Genomic DNA, 26002 nt, shown 5'->3' on the forward strand with positions numbered 1-26002 from the left:
TCTGCAACATTTAAAAGAAACTTCTAAAATTTAGCTCATTTTTAATTGTTCTAATTTTTGTTTAATCAAAATTTCAACTTCTTCAATCTCAGCATTCGATTTTGGGATGTCAAAAGTCTCTGGAGACGCTTCAGATGTAAAGCGGTCAACAAAAGCACGAAACGCTGTTTTGTTGTCGGGGTGAGCAATGACGAAGGCTCTTAACTCGGTTTTGCCCATGCTGCTAAAGTTTGGCTCAATCACAAGAACCTCCAAAGACCATTGCGATAGATTTCTACCTCTATGTTATCTCCTGCCAAAATAAACACATTACCTGTTTGTTCATCGAGGCAGACAATGTAAATAGGAGTGAATGTATTGGTTAAAGATTGACATAGTATGACACACCTGATGCCTTGTTCAGCAGTTGGCAAGATTTGTATACCTCATAACCGCATAACTTGGAATCAGAATCAGGGCTATTTCGTTCTAAACATAAACCGCCCAGAACTAAAGTTCCGGGCTAATAGCCCAACTCCACTAAAGTGGACTAAAACCCTTTATTAGTCGTCTTTAGACGACTTTTGCTATTAGCCTCAGAATTTATTCTGAGGCGGGCTAGATAAGAATGAAATAGCTCTGGAATCAGAATAGCAGGTAAGGGGAAAATATCAAACCATCTCAAGAGTTTGATTAGCAGCGAGTCCAAACAATCAATTCACAGATGTCACTGTTTGGTTTACTACTAGACGTGGTTTCTTGCGGTCTGACCTGCGCGTTCCACCAGCCATTTCATATTCATCACTATTTTTGCCATAGCGAGATGCAACATTCAGCAGCATGTACTCAGAATAAGTATTCAACTCTCGTTCTGCTTCTATTAATGCATTGTGTGTCTTATCTACTATTGTTTGTGCTTGATTATAAGCGGCTAGCTTTTCTCGTAACTCAATTACTTTAGTGTTGTAAGTAGCAATTGAAAACCCATTACTAAAGTCTAACTCAGGGTTAATTGTCTGCATTCCTTCAATCCGTCGTTCAGCTTTACTCAGTGGCATGGAGTTCCGTTTGCGTTGCTTCATATAGTTTTCCTGTTTGGATTAATTTATAAATAACCCTGCTCTTATACACTGAGTTATTTATATATCATCAAAATACGCAATAAGCAGATGCATCAGCCACAGTGAAGTTACAGAATTTTAAGAGCATTGGATGGCATTAGCCAACTAGATAGATGCGGGTATATTTGCTGAAATTTGTTGAGAAAAGCAGGTTTTGAAGTCGCAAAAGCAGGTTTTGAAGTCACAAAAGCAGGTTTTGAAGTCACAAAAGCAGGTTTTGAAGTCGCGAAAGCTGGTTTTGAAGTCGCGAAAGCTGGTTTTGAAGTCACAAAAGCTGGTTTTGAAGTCGCAAAAGCTGGTTTTGAAGTCGCAAAAGCTGGTTTTGAAGTCGCAAAAGCTGGTTTGATGAAAGTTGTTCAAACTTTCAAATCTAACCCCCAGCCCCTTCCCTGCAAGGGAAGGGGAGCAAGAATCAAAGCCTCTCGACCTTTCGGGGCTACGGTGTACACACAAGTCGAATTACCCCCCTTAATCCCCCGATGCATTGGGGGGAAACAAGAAAAGAAATCTAGTTCCCTCCCCTTTATAAGGGGAGGGTTAGGGTGGGGTAAAACCTTGGTTAATCATCTATTTCAGACTTGTGTGTACACCATAGCCGTTTCAGCTAGAGGGGGATGAGACGAAGCACACTAAAAATTTATTTTTATAACTGAAAATTTTATTTTATTTATGTGTTAAGTAGCTTTCAGGATGTTATCTGTATAATCTATCATTCAGTTTAAATTATCGAATGTATAATCTATCATTCAGTCTGATTGATTATTGACCTCTGTTACTTATTGATAGGTTGAAATTTGGGGATTAGGGCATCTCTTTTTAAGACATAACATACCACTCACTTAGTAGTTATTTATTAACGGAATTTGAGAAGTTATGTAGGCATACTCTATCCTAGACATTGCCTGAACTTGTGCTTCAAAAATCATGAGCCATTATATGAATAGTTAGCACCTTTACGGCACTATCCAATGTCTGAAGACTTATTAAACTCCTTTCAAGAAGCATATAGCAATCTCGAACTGTTTCCGTTGATGGAACGGAACGAAATGGAAAGATTTAGAGTCGAATATGGTGATGATTTGATTGCAGACCTGAACCAATTAGTGGAAGATAGCCCTAATGGAGATGGCAAAATAGTCTTTACAGGACATCGGGGATGTGGTAAGTCTACTTTGTTAGCTGAGTTTAGCCGACAAATTCAAGATAAATATTTTGTAGTTCTGTTTTCTATTGCTGACAAAATTGAAATGTCGGCGGTTAATCATATTAATATACTGTTTGCGATCGCAGTTAATTTAATGACAGAGGCAGAAGCACGCCGAGTTGATATTCCGCAATCTACTAAAGAAGCTCTTTATAAGTGGTTTGCTACCCGCACTCGCACTGAAGAGTTAAATTTACAGGCAGAAGCTAGCATAGGTTTTGACCTCCTAAAGTTGATTAGTTCAAAATTAAAAGCTGATGCTAGCGTTCGGGATGAAATTAAGCAAGAATTTGAACGCAAGTTATCAGATTTAGTTGCCAGAATTAACGAAATAGCTGCTTTAATTCAAGCTGCGACTAAACAAAACGTTTTAGTAATTATTGATGATTTAGATAAACTAGATTTAGGTAGAGTTAACGAAATTTATCGAGATAACATTAAAGCTCTTTGTCAACCTAACTTTCAAATTATTTACACTATCCCGATCGCAGTCCTTCGGGAAACATTTATCAGCACAATAATTGCCACTGAAACCAACGATCAGGTTGTGGCAATGCCTGTCTTAAAAATTTTTGATAAAGGTAAAAATCGCTTCCCTAATGCTCAACCTCGCCTGGAAGCAACAAAGATTCTCGGTGAAGTTTTACAAAAGCGAATTTCCAGTGACTTAATCACGGCAGAAACTGCTGAAAAAATTGTGATTTACAGTGGTGGCGTATTGCGAGAGTTAATTCGGATTTCTAAAGAATGTTGCCGCATTTGTTTGCGAATGATCCGGCGAAATCCCACAGCCGAAGTTATCATTGATGATAAAATTCTCCTTCAAGCAATCAATAAAATTCGCAATGACTTTTCTATACGTTTAGGAAAAGTTGATACAGATATTTTGCAGAGTGTTTATGAACAATTTATGCCCAATGACCCTAAACAAGCAGAGTTTTTGGATTTGCTACATGGGCTGTATGTTCTAGAATATCGCACCGATGAAACTTGGTACGATGTTCATCCAATTATTATCGAAAGCTTGAGAAGACAGGGAGCTATTAATGTTAAATGAAGAATTATTTGATGAGGGAGAAAATCAAGATGCGTATGATGATTTAATTGTTTCTATTGAAGCTCAAAAACGGGGATTAAATTTACTGATTGCAGTTTGTGATGATGCTAGCTTTCGTGATGAGATTATTGCCCAATATGAAGCCGAACTACAACCAGCTTTCCGTGCATATCGAGTCACTTTAGCACGTCAGGAACCAAGCCTAAAAGCTGCTCTTAACCAACTGTTACAACAAGAAGAATATCTTCGTCAGCAGAACCTGGCGGTGATTACTGTGACGGGTGCTGAACAACTTTATTTTCTCAGATTGGGCAATGAGCAATCGGAACAGGAGAAATTTTTTGGTTACTTACAGTGGACAAGGGAAGGATTGCGCGAGTTTCCGTTTGCGATTGTGCTTTGGGTAACTAACCAAATTTTAGTCAACCTGATTAAAAAAGCCCCTGATTTTTGGAGTTGGCGCAACGGTGTATTTCGGTTTGAATCTAAAAAGACGAATGCTATTCCTGGTAAAGAATTAGAACATATACGTTTTGTTTTTAGAGATACGGAATTAGCCAGCACAGATACTAATGAAGATAACTCCTTTTTCTTGCCCATCCAAGATTTACAAGGGTTAATTGAGAAAGTAGAACAGGAACAGGGAACTAAAGACCGCAGTTTGGCTACTTTATACTCAAGATTAGGTGATATTTACCGCAGCCGATTAGAGCGGGGTGAGTCTCAGAATTATCAAGAAGAACAAGAACTAGCAATAAAGTATTGGCGTAAAGCGATTGAGCTACAAAATGAATCAGGTTTGCAGATAGACTTAGCTACTAGCCTTGACAATTTAGCAGGAATATATCGTGCAACAGGAAACTACAGCGAAGCCGAACCATTATATCAACAAGCTTTAGAACTGAGGAAACGCCTGCTAGGAGAGAACCATTCTTCTTTTGCTACTAGCCTGAATAACTTGGCGGGACTCTACAAATCTACTGGACAATATACTAAAGCGGAACTTTTATATCAAGAAGCTTTGGAACTGAGGAAACGCCTGTTAGGAGAAAACCATGCCGATGTTGTCGCCAGTCTCAACAATTTGGCATTACTATATGATGAACAAGGACGTTATGAAGAAGCAGAACCTCTGTATCTGCAATCATTAGAACTCGAAAAACGTTTGGTTGGCGAAAATCATCTTTCTTTCACTTTTATACTGAATAATTTAGCGCTACTTTATTATCATCAAGGACGATATACTGAAGCTGAACCGTTGTCGCAACAAGCAATAGAGCTAGATAAGCGATTTCTGGGAGAAGATAATCCTGATGTTGCAACAGATTTGCACAATTTGGGATTGATATACCGCGCTCAAGGACGCTACGATCAAGCTGAATCTTTGTTTTTGGAATCGTTGGAACTCAAGCAACGTCTATTGCAAAAGGCGCATCCGCTTTTAGCAGATACTATCTATGCTCTTGGTTATATGTACAGAGAGCAGGGGCGTTACAATGAAGCGGAACCCTTATGTATAAAAGCCTTAGAACTTGATAAGCACCTATTGGGAGAAAATCATCCCAATGTTGCCGAAAGTCTCAATAATCTGGCAGAAATTTATCGTGAAACTGGACGTTATGATGAAGCAGAACCGCTTTATTTACAAGCTTTAGATATTTGTGAACGAGTTTGGGGTGTTAATCATATTCGTAGTGTAGCTGTTCGTGAAAATTTAGAAAAACTTAGTGTAGCAATGCGGGAGAATTAAAATAATTCGTAATTCGTAATTCGTAATTCGTAATTAAGTTTTGCAATGGGGATTTTAACCCGACCGCAAAACTTGTCGCGATTTAGAAGCGAGGGACTTAGACCCCTCAAAAATGTTAATAGCATAAAAATCTCACGCAGAGGCGAAGATAGTCTGACTCCCGAATTCTTTTCCAAATGGGTCGCCCGGGATTCGAACCCGGAACTAATCGGTTAAAAGCCGAGTACTCTACCGTTGAGTTAGCGACCCTTTCGCTGTATTTCGCAACTTTGCAATCATAGCATATATATCTATAGATTTGTAAAGAGGTTTAGAAAAAATTAGCAGTCAACCTTACAGATGCTGTGTGGCTAGCTCCTGGTGCTAACACAGTCAGGTTATCACCAGTATTAAGAGAGTTACGGGTGGCACTCCACGGTTCTAGACAGTAGAACTCTTTGCCTTTGACTGTCCAAAATACCAGGTAGGTAGAGAAATCATCATAATCCAAGGTGAGTTTTAACTTCCGGCTGCCATCTATGGCAGTGGCCGATTGACTCGTTAGCTGTCCAAAGGCAAAATCAATTTCATCACGGCTAAAGTCAAAATTGCCGTCAAAAGAGTGGATTTGCTTAGTTTGATTGTCTTGATACTGCTTAGAGGGAATTTCCAGCTCTAGCTGAGTTTTATCACCACACAGAAAGTAGGGATGGAAACCAGCCGAAAAGGGCATTGGTGTGGATGACAAGTTTTTATACTGCTGGCGGACTTCTAGGGTATTACCCTGAAGTTCGTAGGTAAAAGCCAGCTGAAAATCAAAAGGATAAACTGCCTTAGTTTGCTCATTGCTATCAAGAACGACAGTGAGACTAGCTTTATCTTTAGTTTTTTGTTCTGTTGCTTTCCACGGCAATTCCCGCGCAAAACCGTGTTGTTTGAGAGTATATTGTTGCCCGTTGTGAGTGTAGGTATTATCTGGTAGATTGCCACAAATAGGAAACAAAATAGGATTCCCACCTCTGACACTCAACTCAGGATGAGTAAAGCGTTCAGTGTCCAGGTAGAAAATTTCTTGCCCTTGAATGCGCCAACGGGTAATGATACCACCGCGTTCTGGTACGACTTCTAATTGAGAACCAGCGCCTTCGTCAGAAAGAATATAGGTCTTGTACTGTTGCTGTTGAACTGCAATGCTAAACACAAATTTTAGTCCTACCTAATTGGGCATGGGGCATTGGGCATGGGGCATTGGGCATTGGGCATACTCTAAATCCCCACTCCCTATAATTTACTCGTCTTCTGCAAACACGAAACGATATAACTCGCTAGGGTCTGGTTCGGGGCTGCTTTCGGCGAATTTAACCGCTTCGTCGATTACATCCTGAATTTTACGATCAATTGCATTGATTTTTCCCTCATCCGCCAGGTTTTGCTCCAGCAAATAAGCTGCCAACTTCTTAATTGGGTCACGGGCGAACCAAAATTCTTTCTCCGCTTTGCTTCGCATTTCATCTGGGTCTGCCAAGGAGTGACCCCGGAAGCGGTAGGTAAGCGCCTCAATTAATGTTGGGCCTTCACCTGCGCGGGCACGGGCTACAGCTTCTTGAGCCACGGCTCTGACTGCTAGTACATCCATGCCATCTACTTCCACGCCCACCATGTTAAATACACTAGCTTTTTTATAAATCTCTGGCTGGGAAGTGGCTCGTTCGTGAGACATCCCAATAGCCCACTTATTATTTTCGACTACAAAAAGAATTGGCAGTTTCCATAAGGCTGCCATATTTAGCGTCTCGAAAAACTGACCGTTGTTAGCTGCACCGTCGCCAAAAAAGCAAGCTGTCACTTGGTCAGCATTTTTATCTCCCAGCACTTCGCGGCGGTATTTGCTTTGAAAAGCCGCTCCAGCTGCTACAGGAATTCCCTCAGCCACAAAAGCGTAGCCACCTAGCAAGCGATGTTTGGCAGAAAACATGTGCATGGAACCACCGCGTCCTTTGCTGCAACCTGTGGCTTTGCCAAATAATTCTGCCATTACCTCTTTTGCTGGTACACCGGCACTGAGAGCATGAACGTGGTCGCGGTAAGTACTACAAACGAAATCTTCACCTGGTCGCATTGACTGCACAACACCACTGCAAACGGCTTCTTGACCGTTGTACAAATGGACAAAACCAAACATTTTGCCTCTGTAGTACATTTCAGCGCACTTGTCTTCAAACAAGCGCCCTAATACCATGTCTTCATACAACCGTAACCCTTCTTCTTTAGTGATGTGCGTAGTAGCAGCATTAAATGTGGGTAAAGTACGCTCTTGAACCATTATTTTTGAGTATCCCTGTTGTACAAGTTAAAAATTACGGTCTTAAATAAGTTGGTCTGATAACACCTCAGCTTTTAACAGGCTAGCGTTTGCAAGACTCAACAATCAAACTTTATTTATGCACCAAAAAAGGGTCTTAGGGAATAGGTGAATTTTTAATTTTTTGATTTTTAACTTTTCAGCCCATGTCCCGTGAGGATTTGACTCTAACGGCAACATCTGCCGCTTTGGGTTTTTATCTCTCACTATTCCCCTTCATAGACTAGCAATCAAGATAGACTGCTTTCTGCATATCCATTAACAATTTAAAAAAAAGGAGGCAAAAATCTATATACCCAAATAGGTAATTGTAATTAAAGGTAAATTATGATATGATTTTTTCTCTAGTTATCAGGGTCAACTCGCAATAGTGGTATTTTAATGACCTCCTAGTGGGAAAGTCCCGAAAAAATCAATCATCAATAGATTCTTGCAACCACAACAATTATGCCGTGATTAAAAGCGGTAGTTGTGGTTTGTGCTATCGAAGGCTGATAATAGTTGTGTTAAACAAAAATACTAAGAATTAAGACAAACAATTGAGGCTTTCTAGGCGAAAGCAAAAAATTAGTACTAGAATGTGACTCAAAATTTCGGGAAGGTACAAAACAAGTTGTTGCAAAATACACTTGTAGAGTAAATTCTATACGGCATTGTTATGGCACGGTTTTACAGGCCTGGAACGCTCTAGGTGAATTATGTTGATCACGGTGCAGGGGAAGTAGGCTGTGCGAATTCCGCTAGATTACTACCGAATTTTAGGACTACCGTTGGCGGCAAGTGATGAACAATTGCGGCAGGCATACAGCGATCGCATTGTACAATTGCCTCGACGTGAGTATTCTCAGGCAGCAATTTCTTCTCGTAAACAACTCATAGAAGAAGCTTACGTGGTTTTATCAGATCCAAAACAACGCAGTACCTACGATCATCTCTATCTTGCCCACGCCTACGACCCTGATAACCTTGCTGCTGCCGCAGTAGCAAAGGAAAATCGTCTAGAAAGCACCAAAAGGGGTAGCGACACCCAAAGTCTGGGCATCGAAATTAGCCAAGACGAATTAGTTGGCGCTTTATTAATTTTGCAAGAGTTGGGCGAATACGAGCTTGTATTGAAACTAGGTCGTCCATACCTGATAAATAAAAATGGTGCTAAAAGTGTAAGAAAAAGTAATAATTTAGCAAACGAAGAAATATACCAAAGCGCTGAACATCCAGATGTTGTTCTCACTGTTGCCCTTGCTTGTCTAGAATTAGGTCGTGAACAGTGGCAGCAAGGTCACTACGAAAATGCCGCCATATCCCTAGAAACTGGTCAAGAACTGCTAGTACGCGAAGGCTTGTTTTCTAGTGTACAGGCAGAAATTCAGGCGGATCTTTACAAATTGCGACCATATCGAATTTTGGAGTTGTTGGCACTACCTCAAGAAAAGACTGCCGAACGACGCCAAGGTTTGGAATTATTGCAAAACCTTTTAGAAGATCGTGGTGGCATTGATGGCACGAACAATGATGAATCTGGTTTAAATATAGATGACTTTCTGCGATTTATCCAGCAGTTACGCAACCACTTAACAGTTGCAGAACAGCACAAGTTATTTGAAGCCCAAAGCAAACGTCCTTCTGCTGTTGCCACTTACTTAGCTGTTTATGCCTTGATAGCACGCGGATTTGCTCAACGGCAACCTGCCTTAATTCGTCAAGCAAGGCAAATGCTCATCCGTCTGGGCAAGCGCCAAGATGTACATTTAGAACAGTCGCTATGTGCATTACTCTTGGGACAAACTGAAGAAGCAACTCGTGTTTTAGAACTTAGTCAGGAATACGAAGCTTTAGCTTTTATTCGGGAAAAATCTCAAGACTCTCCAGATTTGTTACCGGGGCTGTGTCTCTATGCAGAACAGTGGTTACAACACGAAGTATTTCCCCATTTTCGAGATTTAGCAAACCAGCAAGCTTTTCTAAAAGATTACTTTGCTAACCAACAGGTGCAAGCTTATTTAGAAGCACTGCCAACGGATGCAGAAACAACTAATGAATGGGCTGTAATTAATCCCCAATATTTTCCCCAGCCGAAGACAAAGAATTCTCCTTTCCCTAACAATTCAGCTAGGACTCCAGGGCAATTTAATCACAGCAGAACACCTGAGGTAGATTTGCCAGAAACACCCGAATATTCAAACTTCTCACCACCAATATGGAATTCATCTGAGAGTGTAAAATCAGAGGTTCCTGCTGCCGAACGGATGAGCAGAGGCACTAATCAGCATTTAAATAATGGTTCAGGTAAGACTGCTGCACCCGGCCATAACCAAAAGCGCCGGCGGAGAAAACCTACTCCATCTGCTAGCCGAGAGCGTATACCAGATAATCGTCCTCATTCTCGTCGTCCCCGACGGCGGCGAACTTTTGCTAACACCATAGAAGGGAAAACACGGCTGGTATGGAGAGTGTTTATTTCTTTGGTGAGTCTATTAGTTCTCTGGGTAGTAGCCACAACAACTTTTGGATGGTTAAAAAATCTGTTTTTTCCTACACGACCTGTGTCAGAGTTATTTGTAGAGATAAATCAACCACCAATATCTATTCCCGATCCAAATAGTAAACCAGAATCAGCACAAGGCCCTCTAACAAATGCAACAGCAGAGGAAGTTATTCGGACTTGGTTATTAACCAAAGCTGAAGCTTTCGGGCCGAATCATGAAATTAATAATTTAGAGCAGATTTTAACTGGTTCAGTTTTGTCTCAATCGCGGCAGACTGCTCAAAAGTATAAGTTAGAAAACCAATACTACAAGTACGACCATAGTCTGAAGATAGACTCTGTAGAGGAAAGTGATTTATTTGCAGATCGTGCCGTAGTGAATGCTACGGTTAAGGAAGCAAAGCAGTTATATGAAAATGGTCAGCTTCAAAAGTCTTCTAACGAGGATTTGCGAGTTGAATATGATTTGATTCGAGAACGAGGTAAATGGCGCATCCAGAGTATATCTGCTGTCAATCAGATAATTAGATAAGTTTGAATTTTTAGGCGATGTCTACGACAAACTCCCCTACGACGAAGTGGGTGATCCCAATTTCCTAAGAAGAGTGATTCTGATTCTTTGAACTTCTGAGCGGTGGAAGCCGCGCAAGAGAGTTCTCTCTAGATTCTGAATTCTTCTTCAATCGCTCTGACTCTGAAACTGATGTCCACCCGCCTCAATTCTGAGCTTACCTGACTTCCATCCCAGATAAATCGGGGTTTTATTACCATCAGCACTTTGGTAGAGGGCGAAATGCTGACGCCAATCGTGGTATTGTCCATTCCGCCAAACTTTTGGTAATTTATTACCTTGATATTGCAGTTTTACTTGGGCGAAAACCCCTTGATACCCAACCACTCCCAATACGGTTCGGTTAGCTTGTTTATCGAGCGAAGATCCCCCCAACCCCCCGATAAATTGGGGGGCTAATTTCCTCTTTTACCCCCTTTTTAAGGGGGTCGCCACAGGCGGGGGGATCTTATCCGAACCGTATTGCAACCACTCCATGATTAATCTCGTTCAGGTTTAAACGCGACTTTTTCAGCACAGACTGCTGGAATTGCTCCCAACTGCCATAAGTTTCTTGTTCACCAACTTCGAGGGCAAATCCGCTTACTGTTCTCCCAGTACCCTCCGCCGTGAGAATTTGATCATCAGGATATCTGGAGTGAATTTTCTGTGTTGCTGTTAAATTAATCCCCTCTAGATCCAAATTAATTGGTGTTAATGCCAACCATGTCTTTTCGTAACTGATGAAAGTTACACCCAAGCGAGTTTCAATCAAAGCTGATTTAGGTAAGAAAAATTGAAACGGTGCTAGTGGTTTATTATTGAGCCAGATTACCAAATTCCGGTACTGAGCAACGTTGTCACCACCAATGGATGAAGTAGATATTGAAGTCGGGTCTGTTCCGGTAGCTGCGATAAAGTAATCCACCCCTCGCCGGGAATTAAACGTCATCATTTTAAAACCATTCCAGTCCCCGCCAGAACCTTGAGCTAATGTCCCCAGTTGGAAAGTGTTACCGAAATAAATCAGCGTCTTCTGATTGCAGAAAGGCGATGGCTTTTTCTCGATTACCCGCAAGAAAGTCCATCATCGCTCTGGGGTAAGACCTTTTTTCGTTCTCAAATGCTGTCGAACCGTAGTTAGAGCCTGCAAAATTAGTAATTGCTTGTTGGGAACGCGCCCGAAACGCTGCTGTCATCTCTGGTGTCCATTCTGACTCTGGCTTTGACTGGGTGCTGCCCAGTAATAGACACAGCAAACAGATGATGGTAGCGGTTTTAAGGTGTGATTTTCGGGACACGGGATATTCCAGATATACTGAGCGACCACCAAGCTAGATGGGTAAATTGGGCGCACTCAAACCAAGTGAAGGTAAAAGCGAGGTAGGCAATGAAGACTGCTTCAATTCCACGGTAAGGTGATTTGATAACCTGCCACAGACACCATCCTAACAGGGTAAGGTAGGATGTCATCCCCAGTAAGCCTACTGATAAAGTCGTATCTAAAATTAGATTGTGCGCTTTGGTTGTGGGTAGTTGTGCGGTTTTTATTTGGCCATTTTCCTCTTGGTAGTCGAAGCTAAAATCACCCAAGCGAATTACTTTAGTTATTTTTTTGCCAGGGCGCACATAGGAATAAGCGGTGCCGAAACCATCCATTCCCCATCCGAGTAAGGGACGGAGAGTAATTCTATAGTTGGCCATCTGCCACAGATCAACGCGGTTTGATGTGATTTGTTTAATCAGAGGTAAATTATTCATCTGCCTAGTGCTGGTAGCAATGCCAATTATGAGTAAACACACCAGTGTCGCGGGGACTAAAAGCTTATAATGCTTACGTCCTAATAGGTAGATAGTCGCTACCAATAAGGCTAATAATCCCGCCCTGGTCTGAGTCAGCAGTAAAGCTGGGATAATTAAGATGCCTGCGATCGCGGCATAATTGGTACTTATCCACCGCCATTGCCAACCAACAAGTGTCATAATTGCCACTGCTGCTAGGACAAATGACGCATGACCGCGATGGGAATACAAGCAAATCGGTTGCTGATTTTGGAAAATGGTACTCCGCAGAATGTTGGACTGGAACAATTGCCCTGTTGTGGCAGTATAATCAATGCGCCAGTCAATGACTTGGGGAAAGATGCTGAGGGCGACAATTACCCCACCAATGACTAAACCAATAAGTTGAGAACGGGCTAGTTCCGGGTGTAGTCTGAGTAGTAGGTTATTGCTAAGGGTGAAGATGGCGATTAGCAGCCAGTACAGCAAGCCGTCACCCATCTGTTCTTGACCAAATAGCGATCGCCACGGGAAAAGACTTGACTGCATTTTTATCTCCTTGACACAGTGATTGACCGCAAAACAACAGTTTTATTTGCGTTCCAAATAGATCGAAATTCTAACTAAAATTCAGTTCACTATTGGATAAGGCGAAACTCAAGAGGGAAAGTAAATATCTCACCCACCCAGACATCTTCTATTTTGAGAATCTCAGGTGGTAGGTAATTGTTTCTTGGCAGCTTTCGCATTGGCATTAAAGAAATAATTCCATCTCCCCAACTAGCTTGCTCCCAGGCAGGATAAGGATTTTCATATATGACATTAATCGAGTATGTACCAGATTCAAAATTGCCATACCACCAGTAGGTAGCATCTTTTCTCATAAACGTAAACTTCAGTTCATTTTCAAACCATTCAAAATATCCTTCAACTAAGAAACTCACACTTTCTCCAGGTATCAATAATTTAAAATCAGATAATTCTGGAGATGCAGATGTGTTAGCAATAGGCCCAAACTGTGGCACTTTTTGTTTGTTTACTTGGAGGAATTCTGGACGCGCTGCGAAGAGTAAGAAATTACAAGGTTTTGCTGTATTATTAGTGATACGAATGCCAAACTTAACCTGAGTTTTAGCATCAGACGGCTTTGGTGGAATTCGCAGTACACGCTCAGGCATCATCGTTTCAAATTGAATTCCATCTACTTGAACGGTATTATTACTGTTTGATTTAAAAGATGACATGTAAGCTACCTTCTCAGCTTCTATTTTTTCATGCGCCATCACGCTGATTGGTGTATGGCTTAATACTATTATTCCGAAAAACATTAAAACCACAGCTAAAACTGTCGCTCTTAAGTGACGCATGAGATATTTACTGAAGTTTAGAGGGCTTTATAGAAACTAGATTTCAGTCTGAGGCTTCACATAAATTTTGCACTGTTATGTAAATTCATGCTCTAGATAATCTAATGACACTCCAATCTCAATATTTAATCAGGTTCAATAAAATGATTCCAAATATTTTACTACCCTTTGCTTTATTTATACCAAGGCAGCAACAAGAATATTTTTTCAAATACAGGGCAATCACTTTCTCTAAAAGCTTTATATAAATGTTCTTTATTTGAGGATTCACAAATGGATAGTAGATGCATAAATTCAATTTTTAAATGAGGGAAAACTATTCAGTGCTGTACTTCGGTGCTACAGCTAATCAGAAAGCATTAAGATAAATGTAGGCTCATTTTGGAATAGATCATAACCCCAGATTTACTGAATTATTAAAACAGCCTCTACTGACTTAGAAGACGAAACTTTATGAAGTTAATCTAAAGTAACTGAGAACGAAAGAGTTTAATTTTAAAAATTTTCAAGAGAAAGCGGAGTATTAACGATACATTTAGTTTGTTGCAGAAATGTTGAAATGTATAAGGTTCGTCTGGTTATCTTGGATGGTCTTCATAAAGATAGCCGCGATCGCCTAAAATAAATACTCAGACTAGCTTGTGGAAACGTTTTTAGTAAGCCATTTATCTCTTTGATACAGCCAGCGTTATTCCCCAGAACTTTCCAACACCCCTAACAAACTCTTCAACATCAAATAAGCAGAAGTCCCTCCTGGATCTGGATGTCCGATACTCCGTTCCCCCAGGTAGCTAGCCCGTCCCTTTCTCGCCTGCATTGGTATAGTTTCTTGCAACCCCCTTTGGGCTGCTGCTACAGCCTGTTGCAAAGCTTCTAGCGTTCCCTTACTTTCTCCTACAGCTTGTCTAAAAGCGCCTACAGCTGGAGATAGCACATCTACCATTGTTTTGTCTCCTAGTTGCGCTTTGCCACGTTGCAGCATGCCGTCTAAGCCTGCTTGGAGTAGCCCTAAAACATCTTGTTCTGTTAATTCTTGCTTACCAACTACTGCTGTACTGGCTCGTAAAAACCAAGTGCCATAAAGAGGGCCACTAGCACCGCCAATAGAAGAAATTAACGTCATACTCACAGTTTTGAGAATGTTGCTGATGTCTTTGTCTGTAAGAGTTGGTAACTGAGCGCTTACCTTTTTGAAGCCGCGATCCATATTGATCCCATGATCCGCATCTCCGATCGCAGCATCTAATTCTGTCAAATATGCTTTATTCTGCTCTATCTCGATTGCATAAGCCTGCAACCATTGTAATATCTGCGCCTGACTCAACATAATTCGTAATTCGTAATTCGTAATTCGTAATTTTAGGGTTTAAGTTTTCCTCATCTATACAGAGAGCATCCCAATGTCAGTAATTTGCTATTTGTGGCAAATCATACCCTGCCTCAGCCGCCGCACCACAAATTTTTTCCGCCAGTATTGTTGTTCCTACACCTCGCCGTCCTTGGGTATAGAGACTATCCTTCACTGCTACATCGTCATCAATCAAAATATTTAGCGATCGAATGCCCTCACTACGGGCTAACTCTGTTGCCATCTCAAAGTTCATCACATCGCCACTGTAATTTTTGACGATATAAAGGATACCTGAGCCTCCATCTACAAGCTTTGCTGCTTCTAGCATTTGGTCAGGAGTTGGTGAAGTGAAAACCTCACCAGGACAAGCTGCATCAAGCATTCCTCTGCCCACAAAGCCAGCGTGCATTGGTTCATGTCCACTGCCACCACCAGAAATAATTGCTACTTTACCCTGTATAGGTGCATCGGCTCGATAGACAAAAGCAGGATCATAGTTCAGTTTAATTAAATCGGAATGAGCCGCCGCCATACCTTCTAGACTTTCCCGCACAAAATCTTCCGGCTTGTTGATCAGCTTTTTCATAATCCGTGTTTGGTTAAAAGGGTTCTAAAACCCAGGTTATAGCGATCGCTGGTTTGTATGCAATAAAGTTTGACCTCTCTAAATCTCTCTACTAAAAAGCTACGGTGTACACACAAGTCCGCAGCCATATCTTTATTAATAAATCTCGCACTGCGTTTCTATCCCGCCTCGGAATGAATTCCGAGTCTCATAGCTGAAGTCCACTAAGCGTGGACTAAATAATCAATTCAGTCCACGCTTAGTGGACTTTCGCTATCAGCCCGGAACTTCAGTTCTGGGCGGGATGTCGGTGAGTGTGACAGCTTCACTTTGACAAAAATGTGGCTAGAAGATTTTTCTATATGACCTGAATTGTCAGTTATTAAACGTCAATTCAAAGATTCCATCCACTCAATACACTTGTGCATCTGCTGGCGCATGGTTTCCCTATCAGCATGAAACCTTCGCCCATGACCTGGTAGCACCCACTCAAAAGAATAATTAGCCAAATTACGCATTGATTTAATCTGTTTTGACCAAGAATACCAGCAAGCACCGTGGAATGCAGTCAGTTGGTGCAAGCTTTCTGACCAAGCGAGATGGTCGCCAGTGAACAGAAACTTATTTTTGTAGAGTAAAACAGTTTGTCCTTTGGTGTGACCGGGAACTGGGATAATTAATAAATCTGGAGTCAAAGTAAATGGTTCAGAACCAGTTAGCTGTATTTCTACATTGCGAGTATCCGCAGTAATATCATCAACGTGGAGGATGCGATCGCACTGAAAATGCTCGGCAAACTTTTGATGATCTGCCACATCATCCTTATGAGTTAGGTACATATAACGAATTGGCCCCAGTTCTTCTAAACGCTTGACTAAAGGCGGCGTAAACCGGGGAGAATCCACCAAAATGTTACCTTCTGGAAGTTGAATTAAATAGCTAGCAGCACCGTAAGATTTTTCAGAATGATACCCGCAGTGGTAAACATTTTCCGCTACTAATATTGGAAACTTTTGTTGAGCAACTTTGATATCTTTTGGTTTCTCAACTGTGCCAATAGAACTAGTAGGACAAGCTAAAAGTGCTTCAAGCGCTGCTAATCTTTCCGCCTCATTCGATGGTTGATGATAAACAGCCGATTGGTCATCAACATCATAAAATACTTCAGGAGCCATCCAGCGACAGGTATCACAATCAATACAGGTAGTATCTACATAAAAATCGCCGTTAACATTTTGGGGACGACGCTGATTTAAATGAGCCATATTAATCCTTCTTTTGCTTCCAGGCGCTTCCTAGGGAGCGATAAACCTTATATGACTACGCTAGCAAAAGTAACTTGAGACTGTAGATGCCACTAGAAGTAAATTTGCTCAAAAATATAAAGACTCGTGAAACCCAGTAAGCAGAAATTGGGAAAACTGAACATAGACACTATCTGCTGATATATTCTCAAATATGCTTCACTGTTTTAATTCCAGTTGTTCAAATCCCTTTAACCCTGATGATAATAAGTTTTGCATTAAGTGTGGACAAACACTCACACCATTATTCAGAAACCGTTTTCGGGTAATACGACTTTTGGGTGAGGGTGGATTTAGCAGAACTTATGAAGCTAGGGATGCAGATAAGATAGACGAACCTTGCGTAATTAAGCAATTTGTCCCTCAATTTGAAGGAACGGCTGCACTTGAGAAAGCTACAGAGTTATTTAAGCAAGAGGCGAAGCGTCTGTATGACTTGGGAGAACATCCACAAATTCCCCGTTTGATTGCTTATTTTGAACAGGATAAGCGGCTTTATTTGGTACAAGAGTTGATTCCGGGGCAGAATTTATTACAAGAATTGCAGCAACAGGGAGCCTTTAGTGAAGAAAAGATAAAACAGCTTTTAACTGATTTATTGTCTATCTTAAAGTTTATCCATGAACGCGGTGTCATTCACCGAGATATCAAGCCAGAAAATATCATGCGCCGCTTAGATGGCAAATTAATATTAATTGATTTTGGTGTTTCTAAACAAATTACAAAAACTTTTGTAGGTGTTGGCACAACAGTAGGAACGCCTGGATATACACCATTAGAACAAATGCATGGTCAAGTTTTCCCTGCAAGCGACCTTTATAGCTTAGGTGTAACTTGTATTCGGCTATTGACAGAATGTTTACCAAATGCAGATGGTTATGATGAACTTTATGATGCAGTAAATGGTAAATGGAAATGGATAAATTATCTACTCAAAGAGACAAATATTACACCTTCTTTGATTAAAGTTTTAGATAAATTGATTGAGGACTACGCTAAAGAACGCTATCAATCGGTAGATGAGGTATTTCTAGATTTAGATTTTTGTAATAAGCCACAATCTAATCGAGATATAGATTTAAAATCGAATACAACTAAGTTAAGTGGAGAAGATTGCAGACAACGGAAAAATTGGGGAACCCGTAGAAGCTGGGACAGTTCGAGGGACTGGGATAGTGGGGAAATTTCGGGAGATTGGGATAGTTGGGAAAGTTACGGAGATTTTAGATTTTAAGTTTTAGAGATGCGACGCCGATAGCGTAGCGGTAGCGAGTCTGCGAGCGTCATAGCCCGTTGTAGACATCGCTGTTCCTAATTTACAATAATTACATCCCAGAGGATTAGCTATGAAATGGCGCGTGATTCTTGAATCAAACCTAGAAACAGGCGATTGGGCTGTATGGTGTCCAGAGTTACCTGGCTGTACTTCAGCAGGAGAAACTGAAGAAGAAGCTTTGGAAAATATTAAAGAAGCAATTCAATTGTATTTACAGCCGGAATCAATTGAGTTAGCCCCTGGTGCGATCGCGCGAGAGATTATTGTCTCATGAGCGAGCGTATCCGGCGCATGACCTCTAGAGAAGTTGAAATTATCCTGAGACAATTCTGAATGGAAATGTTGATATGCGATCGCGCCCTTTTACCAAACGCGATCGCTTGATTATTTAAAGCTTATACTCGACCTTCACCATCTTTAACAATTTTATCAATAAACTCAGGATAATTATCAAAGTCATCCATTGAATTCAAAGGTGGCATTGTTACCCAATTTCCTTCTGTTTTTGACTTATCCATGTAAGCATAGAAAGCTTCATTATCGTCTTGATGAGCCAGCACGTAAACTCGTAATTCTTTGAGGCTCATTTCATGAAAATTTGGTTTCATATTTTAAATGTCCATTTCCATCACGCTGAATCGCTATCTCGGTTTCTTCACCAGCTATGATGACTATTTCGCCTGTGCGTTCATCTAAACGTACTAGATAAACAGGTCGATACATCATAGTTAATCTTCGGCAAACAAGAAAGCACTGTAGAGTTTGTTCTGCTGTCGGAATAATCAGTAGTCTTCAATATGTTGTATTTATCAGTCTAAAACTTTAGAAGTAGCATAACAAGTGCGATGCCTACGGCGGGTTACGCCTACGCATCTTTGAGAAACCGGGTTTTTCCCAAACCCGATTTCTTTTGGCTTAAATCCCCAGCTAAGAATTAGCCGATTATGAGATGCAGCTGGTTGCTCACTGCACTAATTAGATTATGGGTAACGGGAAGACTATCAACTACCATCCCCAGACACAACAGCATCATGTAAGAAATGGAAAAGAGAAACAACTCTTTAGCTACAGCGCGATCCTCTGGATTTTGCAACAACCGCCAAGATTTGTGGATAAATAATCCTCCCAGAATTAGGGCGATCGCAGCATAAAGAATTCCACTCGCGCCCAAAGGATAAACCAATAACACGGTTGCAAATACTGTTACCAGCGTGTAGTACCAAATCTGCTTCACTGTTGCCGTATCACCTTCAATCACAGGTAGCATTGGTATCCCCACCTTTGCGTAATCATCCCGAATCATCAGAGCTAAAGCCCAGAAATGGGGCGGTGTCCACAAAAAGACGATGGCAAAAATTAACCATGCTGACCAGCTTAAAGTACCTGTGACAGCAGCCCAACCCACTAACGCCGGAATTGCCCCAGCCGCTCCACCAACAACAATATTCTGGGTGGTGTGGCGTTTTAGCCAGTGGGTATAAACCAAAATATAAAAGACGATGCCAGAGAAAGCTAGCAGGGCGGCTAACAGGTTGGCAAATACTGCCAAGAGTGTAAAGGAAATTGTCGCCAGTGCGATCGCAAAAATTAGAGCATCACGCGGCTGAACCTTACCAGAAGGCATCGGACGATGGCGCGTCCGCTCCATGTCATAATCAATATCCCGGTCATAGACACAGTTAATTGTTTGGGCGCTTGCAGCAGCCAAAGTGCCACCAGTGAGAGTTACTAGCAACAACAATGGGTCTACTTCTCCCTTAGCAGCAATCCACATACTCCCAGCCGTGGTAATCAAAAGCAACGGAATAATCCGAGGCTTCGTTAGCTGGTAGTAACTTTGAATTACCTGTAAAAATGTTTCGTGGTGGCGAGAGACATTAGTCTCAATCATTTTGGCTCTGGTTCCTTATTTTTCAACAACTTATATGCAGCCCCCGCTCAAGGTGGCTCTTTCAGGCAAATGAAAACACAGATTTTCTGCACCTGCGTGGGTCGCAATACTCGCCGTTGCGGCCATAATTTAGTGCTGAGTTAGGAGAGACGCGATTAATCGTGTTTGTACAGGAGAGACGCGATTAATCGCGTCTGTACAGGAGTTAGGAGTTAGAAATTCTTCCTTCCCCTACTCCCCCTGTTCCCTCACTCCATACTCCGCAGTCATTGCTCAACACTGTGATGTCGCGGCTAGTAGCCCAGTCACGCAGTGCGAGAACTGTGAAAGCCACCAAAGTACCCAGCAAAGCAGCTCCTATAGCTTGATGAGAGACGGTGAGAGGCTCAACTTGGAGGTGTAATTTGAAAGTGGCGAATCCCAACAAGATTTGTAAGGTTAACAACCCACCAGCTATATTTGCCAGTCGCCGCAAGGCTGGATGTAGTGCTGGTGTTTGCCAACAGATAAATACCATTGCCAAGGTTGCCAAGGAAGGCGGCACCAAACCAGCAATATGGCTGTACATTACAGTACAAAGTTGAGAACCGCCGAGGCATTGGTGTAGTGCCCAGCGAGAGCCTACCAAAGCACCTAGTAGACTTTGCAGGTAAACCAGAATAGCGGCAGTTAAACCTATCCAAGGCAACTTACCAACGGTTCCATTCCCTTGATAGGGCGTGAGTGCTGTGCCGATAATCAGGAGAGTGCTAAAAAATAACAACGCCGTTCCTAAGTGGGCGGTAACGATATCAAACCGCAACAGTTCGGTAACGGTAAGTCCCCCCAAGATGCCTTGGAAGACAATTAAAAACAGGGCGAATGTTGATGCCCAAGGCAGCCATTTGGGTAAGAGACGACGATGCCACCAGGACAAACCGAAGAGTGCGATCGCGCTTACACCAATTAAAGCTGCATCCAATCTGTGAAACCACTCCAAAAACACTTGGAGATTCATTTGCTTGGCTGGCACCAGTTCGCCATAGCATAAGGGCCAGTCTGGGCAAGCAAGCCCAGCATTCATCACGCGGGTGGCGCTGCCTATTGCCATCAAAATTAAGGTGGCTATGCATATTTTCCACACCAAGCGACGAATCATTTCCTTGGGTTTTTGCTGCTGAAGCGCCGCTTCATTTTGTTGTAGGACAAATTCGCTCATGAAGGATACCTTCTGCCCGCTCTTGGTGGATCTCTTAAAATTTTCAATTTTCTTTTAGTGTCCTATCTCCACCCTAGCGTATAGGCTAAGGGTTTATAGATTAGCACTCACTTATACTTTGAATCACTCCAGAAAGGTTTTGCCTGAAGCTTTAGGTATTTTTCAAGATGTGAAAAATTGATTAATCACAATTAATTTAAACATTCTAAATTTTTCCTTAAATTTTTCCATTGATTTTAGGAGAAGGCAGGAGGAAATAATTATGAATGAAAACTTTAGTTTTGGGTATAAAACCCAGTGGTTAAATCCCATACTTTTAAATGCATCTGGGTTACTCCTACCTTCTGCCCCCTGCCTCCTGCCTTCTGCCTCCTGATAGTCACCTTGTACTCAAAATTAGTAAAATAGTTAAAAAAATTAATAAAAATTTCAGACCTTTGTACTCCATGCCTTCCAGCCTAGACTACCTTAGTAAGTGAGCAGCTTTAAGGTAACGTAGTAAATTCAATTAAGTAAGCCGTGAAGATTCCAAGTTCAATCTGGACATTACTCATTGGCATCGTGCTAACGCTAGTCAGCCTTTGGTACGGTCAAAATCACGGACTGTTGCCAGCAGCAGCCACAGATGAAGCCGTATTGGTGGATGGTCTGTTCAACGCGATGATGATCATTTCTACAGGTATGTTCCTGCTCGTAGAAGGTATTTTAATTTACTCTGCATTTAAATACCGTCGGCGTGCAGGTGACAATGAAGACGGCCCACCAGTTGAGGGCAATGTACCTCTAGAAATTCTCTGGACGGCGATCCCAGCAATTATCGTTATCGGTATTTCTGTTTACAGCTTTGATGTCTACAACGAAATCGGTGGCTTTGATCCCCATGCTATCCATCAAGCGCCGATGAGTCAGGAGTCAATGGCAATGCCTGGAAGTGCGATGGCGGCAACTTTAAGTGATACTCCTCCCAGCACTGAACCCAACCTCAATCAAGAAAAATCTGATGAGGCAATGCAAGACCCAGCTACCGCAGAAGTTCGTAATGCTGACCAAATTCCCCAAAAGCGGAATGCCCCAGGTGTAGGTATTGTTGCTCCGACAATTGGGGGAACTCCTGATAAAGCAGGTAAACCAGCAGGATTACAGGTCAATGTCACTGGTCTACAATATGCTTGGCTTTTCACCTATCCTGAAACTGGTATAACTACAGGTGAAATGCACGTCCCCATTGGGCGTGAAGTGGAAATCAATATGACAGCCAACGATGTCATCCACGCCTTTTGGGTGCCAGAGTTCCGCCTGAAACAAGATGCGATCCCTGGTAGGCAAAGCGAGATTCGCTTCACCCCCAAAAAAGCAGGAGATTATGCCCTAATCTGTGCTGAACTTTGTGGCCCTTACCACGGTGCAATGAGAGCAACAGTAGTCGTTGAGCCAGAAGAAGCCTTTGACAAATGGGTACAAGAACAGCTAGTTGCCAGCAAAGAAACACTAAATCAAGCCGTTGCTGTTAACCCTGCCGATCTATCCCCAAATGAATTTCTCGCTCCTTACACCAAGGATATGGGAATTAAGCCAGAAATTCTCCATCAAGTTCACCATTAGTCATTGGTCATTAGTCATTAGTCATTAGTCATTGGTCTAAATAAATGACAAATGACAAAGGACAACTGACAAAGGACAAATGACAAAAGATAACTAACGACTATGACCCAAGCTCAAGTGCAAGAAACTGCCAACGCCCCTGCTCTTGTTGAGGAGCCAGGGATCAGAAAATGGCAAGACTATTTTAGTTTCAACACCGACCATAAGGTGATTGGGATTCAATACCTAGTCACTACATTCATTTTCTACTGCATTGGTGGGGTGATGGCTGACTTGGTTCGTACAGAACTGCGAACCCCAGAAGTCGATTTCGTCACCCCTGAAGTCTACAACAGCTTATTTACGCTGCACGCCACGATCATGATTTTCTTGTGGATCGTGCCAGCTGGTGCGGGTTTTGCTAACTTCCTCATCCCCTTGATGATTGGGGCAAAGGATATGGCATTTCCGCGCTTGAATGCTGTTGCCTTTTGGATGATTCCCCCTGCGGGTTTATTGTTGATCACCAGTTTAGTGGTAGGCGATGCACCGGATGCGGGTTGGACTTCTTACCCTCCCCTGAGCTTGGTAACAGGTCAAGTAGGTGAGGGAATTTGGATTATGAGCGTCCTCTTGCTAGGAACGTCATCGATTTTAGGGGCAATCAATTTCCTCGTCACGTTGCTCAAGATGCGTATCCCTGGTATGGGAGTTCACCAAATGCCCTTGTTCTGCTGGGCGATGTTTGCTACCTCGGCACTGACTTTGGTATCTACGCCAGTGTTAGCAGCAGGTCTAATTCTGCTTTCCTTTGACTTACTTGCCGGGACAACATTTTTTAACCCAACTGGCGGTGGCGACCCTGTTGTTTACCAGCACATGTTCTGGTTTTACTCTCACCCAGCGGTTTACATCATGATTTTGCCCTTTTTTGGGGCAATTTCGGAAATTATCCCGGTGCATTCCCGCAAGCCGATTTTTGGCTATAAAGCGATCGCTTATTCGTCTCTTGCCATTAGCTTTCTGGGGCTAATTGTTTGGGCGCACCACATGTTTACCAGCGGTATCCCCGGTTGGTTGCGGATGTTCTTTATGATCACCACCATGATCATTGCCGTACCCACGGGAATTAAAATTTTCAGCTGGTTAGCAACAATGTGGGGCGGAAAAATCCAGCTTAACAGCGCCATGCTGTTCGCCATCGGCTTTGTCGGTACCTTTGTGATTGGCGGGATCAGTGGCGTAATGTTGGCAGCAGTGCCCTTTGATATTCACGTTCACGACACCTATTTTGTGGTGGCACACTTGCACTACGTCCTATTTGGTGGTAGTGTTCTCGGCATTTATGCGGCGATTTACCACTGGTTCCCAAAAATGACGGGACGGATGGTGAACGAATTTTGGGGTAAGGTTCACTTTGCCTTAACAATAGTTGGTCTAAACATGACCTTCTTACCAATGCACAAGCTGGGATTAATGGGCATGAACCGCCGTATCGCCCAGTATGACCCTAAATTTACCTTTCTCAACGAAATCTGCACCTATGGCGCTTACATACTAGCAGTTTCGACATTCCCCTTCATCATCAATGCGATTTGGAGTTGGTTATACGGTGAGAAAGCTGGTAATAATCCCTGGAGGGCACTTACCTTAGAGTGGATGACAACCTCACCGCCTGCGATCGAGAATTTTGATCAAACCCCAGTACTGGCTACAGGCCCCTACGACTACGGCTTGGAAAAGGCTAAAGAAGGTGTACCTTTGTCTGATCCCAATCCAGTCTTATCTGCTGGCCCAAACTCAGTATTAAGAGCAGAACCCGACCCCGCAGTTGCTGCCAATCCCGAAGACCGTAAATAGAGTTATGAGTTAGGAGTGAAGAGTTATGAGTTATGAATGATGAGTTATGACAATTCTTAACTCCTGTAGAGACGCGATTAATCACGTCTCTACTCCTAACTCCTGTACAGACGCGATTAATCGCGTCTCTACTCCCCATTCCCCATTCCCCACTTATCAAAATTCATGCAAAGTCAAACTATTGACCCAGCTAAAACCGAACTAAATCATCATCACGCGGCGGAAGCGTCCGTCGGTCATCACGAAGAACATCCAGACCATCGTCTGTTTGGGCTAATTGTCTTCCTGATTGCTGAAGGGATGATTTTCATGGGACTATTCGGAGCCTATTTGGCTTTCCGTGCTACCTTACCTGCATGGCCTCCAGCAGGTACCCCAGAGTTAGAACTATTGTTACCTGGAGTCAACACCATCAATCTAATTTCTAGCAGTTTTGTCATGCACAATGCTGACACTGCTATCAAAAAGAACGATGCGCGGGGTGCGCGAATCTGGTTAGCAATTACTGCTGCAATGGGTGCTATCTTCTTGGTGGGTCAAGTATATGAATATACCCATTTAGAATTTGGTTTAACTACCAATTTATTTGCCAGTGCATTTTACGTTTTGACTGGTTTCCACGGATTGCACGTTACCATCGGCGTTTTGGCAATTGTTGCCGTGTTGTGGCGATCGCGCCTTCCGGGTCACTACAGTAACGAAAAGCACTTTGGCATTGAAGCAGCCGAAATCTACTGGCACTTCGTTGACGTAATTTGGATTATTTTGTTCGGATTACTGTATCTACTGTGAGTATTAATTATTAGTTGTTCATTCCACGCGGACAACTTAACAGGCCCCCACTAGGGGGCTTTTTTAATTAACAGAATGCTGCCATTCCAGCTAACTGCCCTGATGTCACATTATTTTAGGACTTACGCAAAATATCTCTCAAACTCTTATTTCTCCGTGTCCTCTGCGCCTCTGTGGTTCGTTATTCCGTAACTCTTGCGTAAGTCCTATATTTTATAGTGGTTCTCGCTTGGGTGCAGTACAGTTTTGACCTCACTTCCATTCCTCTCTCCTTTTAGGAGAGAGGCTTTGAATCTTACTCCCCAACGCTAGAAGGGAAGGGGCTGGGGGTTAGGTCTGTATTCCATGCAATTGGGAACCGCTATATCTATCAAATTAGGACTGTTTCTAGAATTTTATAAAACAGTTTTATTCTTTACCTACTGGAGTTTAGACTAAGCTATACAAAATGACCCAGCAGGGCTGAGTTAATCAGAGACTTAGCAAAAGTATGAATAATCTAAGGTATTAAACAGCAACAGATGCTTCTTTACGTGGTGGAGTTACTG

At 42.3% G+C, this 26002-nt stretch carries 24 protein-coding genes, 1 tRNA gene and 2 pseudogenes; 9 read left to right on the forward strand and 18 right to left on the reverse strand.

Features of this window, described 5'->3' with window-relative positions:
- Positions 1 to 30 precede the first annotated feature (30 nt).
- The 3 genes from LC653_RS14470 to LC653_RS14480 form a co-directional block, all read right to left on the reverse strand.
- Positions 31 to 243, reverse strand: coding sequence for a DUF6887 family protein (locus tag LC653_RS14470; protein WP_229495127.1), 213 nt, complete (start codon positions 241 to 243; stop codon positions 31 to 33).
- A complete protein-coding gene (locus LC653_RS47315; RefSeq protein WP_372478176.1) occupies positions 240 to 413 on the reverse strand; it encodes a DUF6888 family protein in 174 nt (57 codons plus the stop codon). The genes LC653_RS14470 and LC653_RS47315 overlap by 4 nt, the downstream gene beginning before the upstream one ends.
- A gap of 279 nt (positions 414 to 692) precedes the next feature.
- On the reverse strand, positions 693 to 1061 hold the full coding sequence (locus LC653_RS14480) for a hypothetical protein (RefSeq protein WP_229495128.1): 369 nt from the start codon (positions 1059 to 1061) through the stop codon (positions 693 to 695).
- Positions 1062 to 1235: 174 nt separating this feature from the next.
- Here LC653_RS14480 and LC653_RS14485 point away from each other — a divergent pair, with 174 nt between their 5' ends.
- The 3 genes from LC653_RS14485 to LC653_RS14495 all read left to right on the forward strand — a co-directional run bounded on the left by LC653_RS14485 (position 1236) and on the right by LC653_RS14495 (position 5111).
- Positions 1236 to 1718, forward strand: a complete 483-nt coding sequence (locus LC653_RS14485) for a hypothetical protein (RefSeq protein ID WP_229495129.1) — start codon at positions 1236 to 1238, stop codon at positions 1716 to 1718.
- Positions 1719 to 2068: 350 nt separating this feature from the next.
- Positions 2069 to 3361, forward strand: a complete 1293-nt coding sequence (locus LC653_RS14490; RefSeq protein ID WP_229495130.1) for an ATP-binding protein — start codon at positions 2069 to 2071, stop codon at positions 3359 to 3361.
- Positions 3351 to 5111, forward strand: a complete 1761-nt coding sequence (locus LC653_RS14495) for a tetratricopeptide repeat protein (protein ID WP_229495131.1) — start codon at positions 3351 to 3353, stop codon at positions 5109 to 5111. Before LC653_RS14490 ends, LC653_RS14495 begins: the two co-directional genes overlap by 11 nt.
- Before the next feature lie 177 nt (positions 5112 to 5288).
- Here LC653_RS14495 and LC653_RS14500 read toward each other — a convergent pair.
- From LC653_RS14500 to pdhA, 3 genes are all read right to left on the reverse strand, one after another.
- A tRNA-Lys gene (locus LC653_RS14500) sits at positions 5289 to 5360 on the reverse strand.
- Between the two features lie 61 nt (positions 5361 to 5421).
- Entirely contained in the window at positions 5422 to 6291 is an 870-nt protein-coding gene (locus LC653_RS14505) for an aldose epimerase family protein (protein ID WP_229495132.1), read from the reverse strand.
- A gap of 87 nt (positions 6292 to 6378) precedes the next feature.
- The gene (gene pdhA / locus LC653_RS14510; RefSeq protein WP_229495133.1) at positions 6379 to 7413 is read right to left on the reverse strand and encodes a pyruvate dehydrogenase (acetyl-transferring) E1 component subunit alpha; all 1035 of its coding nucleotides are present in this window, start codon (positions 7411 to 7413) and stop codon (positions 6379 to 6381) included.
- A gap of 767 nt (positions 7414 to 8180) precedes the next feature.
- Between pdhA and LC653_RS14515 the strand changes: the two genes are divergently transcribed.
- Positions 8181 to 10469, forward strand: coding sequence for an IMS domain-containing protein (locus LC653_RS14515; protein WP_229495134.1), 2289 nt, complete (start codon positions 8181 to 8183; stop codon positions 10467 to 10469).
- Between the two features lie 147 nt (positions 10470 to 10616).
- Here the strand turns inward: LC653_RS14515 and LC653_RS14520 are convergent, their stop codons facing one another.
- The 8 genes and pseudogenes from LC653_RS14520 to LC653_RS14555 all read right to left on the reverse strand — a co-directional run bounded on the left by LC653_RS14520 (position 10617) and on the right by LC653_RS14555 (position 16817).
- Positions 10617 to 10883 (reverse strand): hypothetical protein, encoded by a 267-nt coding sequence (locus LC653_RS14520; protein WP_229495135.1) that lies wholly within the window; start codon positions 10881 to 10883, stop codon positions 10617 to 10619.
- 91 nt (positions 10884 to 10974) lie between these two features.
- Positions 10975 to 11514, reverse strand: a pseudogene (locus LC653_RS14525) (hypothetical protein); the annotation flags it as partial.
- Complete coding sequence (locus LC653_RS14530; RefSeq protein WP_229495137.1) at positions 11501 to 11788, reverse strand: hypothetical protein; 288 nt, start codon at positions 11786 to 11788, stop codon at positions 11501 to 11503. The pseudogene LC653_RS14525 and the gene LC653_RS14530, both read right to left, overlap by 14 nt.
- Positions 11766 to 12818 (reverse strand): O-antigen ligase family protein, encoded by a 1053-nt coding sequence (locus LC653_RS14535; RefSeq protein ID WP_229495138.1) that lies wholly within the window; start codon positions 12816 to 12818, stop codon positions 11766 to 11768. Before LC653_RS14535 ends, LC653_RS14530 begins: the two co-directional genes overlap by 23 nt.
- 89 nt (positions 12819 to 12907) lie before the next feature.
- Positions 12908 to 13636 (reverse strand): hypothetical protein, encoded by a 729-nt coding sequence (locus tag LC653_RS14540; protein ID WP_229495139.1) that lies wholly within the window; start codon positions 13634 to 13636, stop codon positions 12908 to 12910.
- A 688-nt stretch (positions 13637 to 14324) separates the two neighbouring features.
- Positions 14325 to 14963 (reverse strand): dihydroxyacetone kinase subunit DhaL, encoded by a 639-nt coding sequence (dhaL, locus tag LC653_RS14545; RefSeq protein WP_229495140.1) that lies wholly within the window; start codon positions 14961 to 14963, stop codon positions 14325 to 14327.
- An 82-nt stretch (positions 14964 to 15045) separates the two neighbouring features.
- Positions 15046 to 15573 (reverse strand): annotated as a pseudogene (locus tag LC653_RS14550) (dihydroxyacetone kinase subunit DhaK); the annotation flags it as partial.
- 368 nt (positions 15574 to 15941) lie between these two features.
- Entirely contained in the window at positions 15942 to 16817 is an 876-nt protein-coding gene (locus LC653_RS14555; protein WP_229495141.1) for an MBL fold metallo-hydrolase, read from the reverse strand.
- Between the two features lie 193 nt (positions 16818 to 17010).
- On the opposite strand from LC653_RS14555, the gene LC653_RS14560 reads away from it, so the two are divergent.
- Positions 17011 to 18090, forward strand: a complete 1080-nt coding sequence (locus LC653_RS14560; RefSeq protein WP_372478177.1) for a protein kinase domain-containing protein — start codon at positions 17011 to 17013, stop codon at positions 18088 to 18090.
- Positions 18091 to 18202: 112 nt separating this feature from the next.
- Complete coding sequence (locus LC653_RS14565) at positions 18203 to 18406, forward strand: type II toxin-antitoxin system HicB family antitoxin (protein WP_229495142.1); 204 nt, start codon at positions 18203 to 18205, stop codon at positions 18404 to 18406.
- Positions 18407 to 18527: 121 nt separating this feature from the next.
- Here LC653_RS14565 and LC653_RS14570 read toward each other — a convergent pair whose 3' ends face one another.
- The 4 genes from LC653_RS14570 to LC653_RS14585 all read right to left on the reverse strand — a co-directional run bounded on the left by LC653_RS14570 (position 18528) and on the right by LC653_RS14585 (position 21221).
- Positions 18528 to 18740, reverse strand: coding sequence for a DUF6887 family protein (locus LC653_RS14570; RefSeq protein WP_229485460.1), 213 nt, complete (start codon positions 18738 to 18740; stop codon positions 18528 to 18530).
- The gene (locus LC653_RS14575) at positions 18721 to 18918 is read right to left on the reverse strand and encodes a DUF6888 family protein (RefSeq protein WP_372478178.1); all 198 of its coding nucleotides are present in this window, start codon (positions 18916 to 18918) and stop codon (positions 18721 to 18723) included. Before LC653_RS14575 ends, LC653_RS14570 begins: the two co-directional genes overlap by 20 nt.
- Before the next feature lie 148 nt (positions 18919 to 19066).
- Complete coding sequence (locus LC653_RS14580; protein ID WP_229495144.1) at positions 19067 to 20023, reverse strand: heme o synthase; 957 nt, start codon at positions 20021 to 20023, stop codon at positions 19067 to 19069.
- A 205-nt stretch (positions 20024 to 20228) separates the two neighbouring features.
- Positions 20229 to 21221 carry a COX15/CtaA family protein gene (locus LC653_RS14585; protein WP_229495145.1) on the reverse strand — a complete coding sequence of 331 codons (993 nt, stop codon included), beginning with the start codon at positions 21219 to 21221 and terminating at the stop codon, positions 20229 to 20231.
- A gap of 519 nt (positions 21222 to 21740) precedes the next feature.
- On the opposite strand from LC653_RS14585, the gene LC653_RS14590 reads away from it, so the two are divergent.
- The 3 genes from LC653_RS14590 (at position 21741) to LC653_RS14600 (ending at position 25454) form a co-directional block, all read left to right on the forward strand.
- Positions 21741 to 22823, forward strand: a complete 1083-nt coding sequence (locus LC653_RS14590) for a cytochrome c oxidase subunit II (protein WP_229495146.1) — start codon at positions 21741 to 21743, stop codon at positions 22821 to 22823.
- 102 nt (positions 22824 to 22925) lie between these two features.
- On the forward strand, positions 22926 to 24662 hold the full coding sequence (ctaD, locus tag LC653_RS14595) for a cytochrome c oxidase subunit I (protein ID WP_229495147.1): 1737 nt from the start codon (positions 22926 to 22928) through the stop codon (positions 24660 to 24662).
- Between the two features lie 165 nt (positions 24663 to 24827).
- Positions 24828 to 25454, forward strand: a complete 627-nt coding sequence (locus tag LC653_RS14600; RefSeq protein ID WP_229495148.1) for a cytochrome c oxidase subunit 3 — start codon at positions 24828 to 24830, stop codon at positions 25452 to 25454.
- The last annotated feature ends 548 nt before the right edge of the window (positions 25455 to 26002 follow it).

It is taken from the genome of Nostoc mirabile CHAB5784, assembly GCF_020829645.1.
In the GTDB taxonomy this organism is placed as follows: Bacteria; Cyanobacteriota; Cyanobacteriia; order Cyanobacteriales; family Nostocaceae; genus Nostoc; species Nostoc mirabile.

What these genes read in the sequence shown, in the direction of transcription:
- LC653_RS14480 (WP_229495128.1), bottom strand. Translation starts at nt 1,061, where the DNA reads ATGAAGCAACGCAAACGGAACTCCATGCCACTGAGTAAAGCTGAACGA.
- LC653_RS14490 (WP_229495130.1), top strand. Translation starts at nt 2,069, where the DNA reads ATGTCTGAAGACTTATTAAACTCCTTTCAAGAAGCATATAGCAATCTC.
- LC653_RS14495 (WP_229495131.1), top strand. Translation starts at nt 3,351, where the DNA reads ATGTTAAATGAAGAATTATTTGATGAGGGAGAAAATCAAGATGCGTAT.
- pdhA (WP_229495133.1), bottom strand. Translation starts at nt 7,413, where the DNA reads ATGGTTCAAGAGCGTACTTTACCCACATTTAATGCTGCTACTACGCAC.
- LC653_RS14535 (WP_229495138.1), bottom strand. Translation starts at nt 12,818, where the DNA reads ATGCAGTCAAGTCTTTTCCCGTGGCGATCGCTATTTGGTCAAGAACAG.
- LC653_RS14540 (WP_229495139.1), bottom strand. Translation starts at nt 13,636, where the DNA reads ATGCGTCACTTAAGAGCGACAGTTTTAGCTGTGGTTTTAATGTTTTTC.
- dhaL (WP_229495140.1), bottom strand. Translation starts at nt 14,963, where the DNA reads ATGTTGAGTCAGGCGCAGATATTACAATGGTTGCAGGCTTATGCAATC.
- LC653_RS14555 (WP_229495141.1), bottom strand. Translation starts at nt 16,817, where the DNA reads ATGGCTCATTTAAATCAGCGTCGTCCCCAAAATGTTAACGGCGATTTT.
- LC653_RS14560 (WP_372478177.1), top strand. Translation starts at nt 17,011, where the DNA reads ATGCTTCACTGTTTTAATTCCAGTTGTTCAAATCCCTTTAACCCTGAT.
- LC653_RS14565 (WP_229495142.1), top strand. Translation starts at nt 18,203, where the DNA reads ATGAAATGGCGCGTGATTCTTGAATCAAACCTAGAAACAGGCGATTGG.
- LC653_RS14570 (WP_229485460.1), bottom strand. Translation starts at nt 18,740, where the DNA reads ATGAAACCAAATTTTCATGAAATGAGCCTCAAAGAATTACGAGTTTAC.
- LC653_RS14580 (WP_229495144.1), bottom strand. Translation starts at nt 20,023, where the DNA reads ATGATTGAGACTAATGTCTCTCGCCACCACGAAACATTTTTACAGGTA.
- LC653_RS14585 (WP_229495145.1), bottom strand. Translation starts at nt 21,221, where the DNA reads ATGAGCGAATTTGTCCTACAACAAAATGAAGCGGCGCTTCAGCAGCAA.
- ctaD (WP_229495147.1), top strand. Translation starts at nt 22,926, where the DNA reads ATGACCCAAGCTCAAGTGCAAGAAACTGCCAACGCCCCTGCTCTTGTT.
- LC653_RS14600 (WP_229495148.1), top strand. Translation starts at nt 24,828, where the DNA reads ATGCAAAGTCAAACTATTGACCCAGCTAAAACCGAACTAAATCATCAT.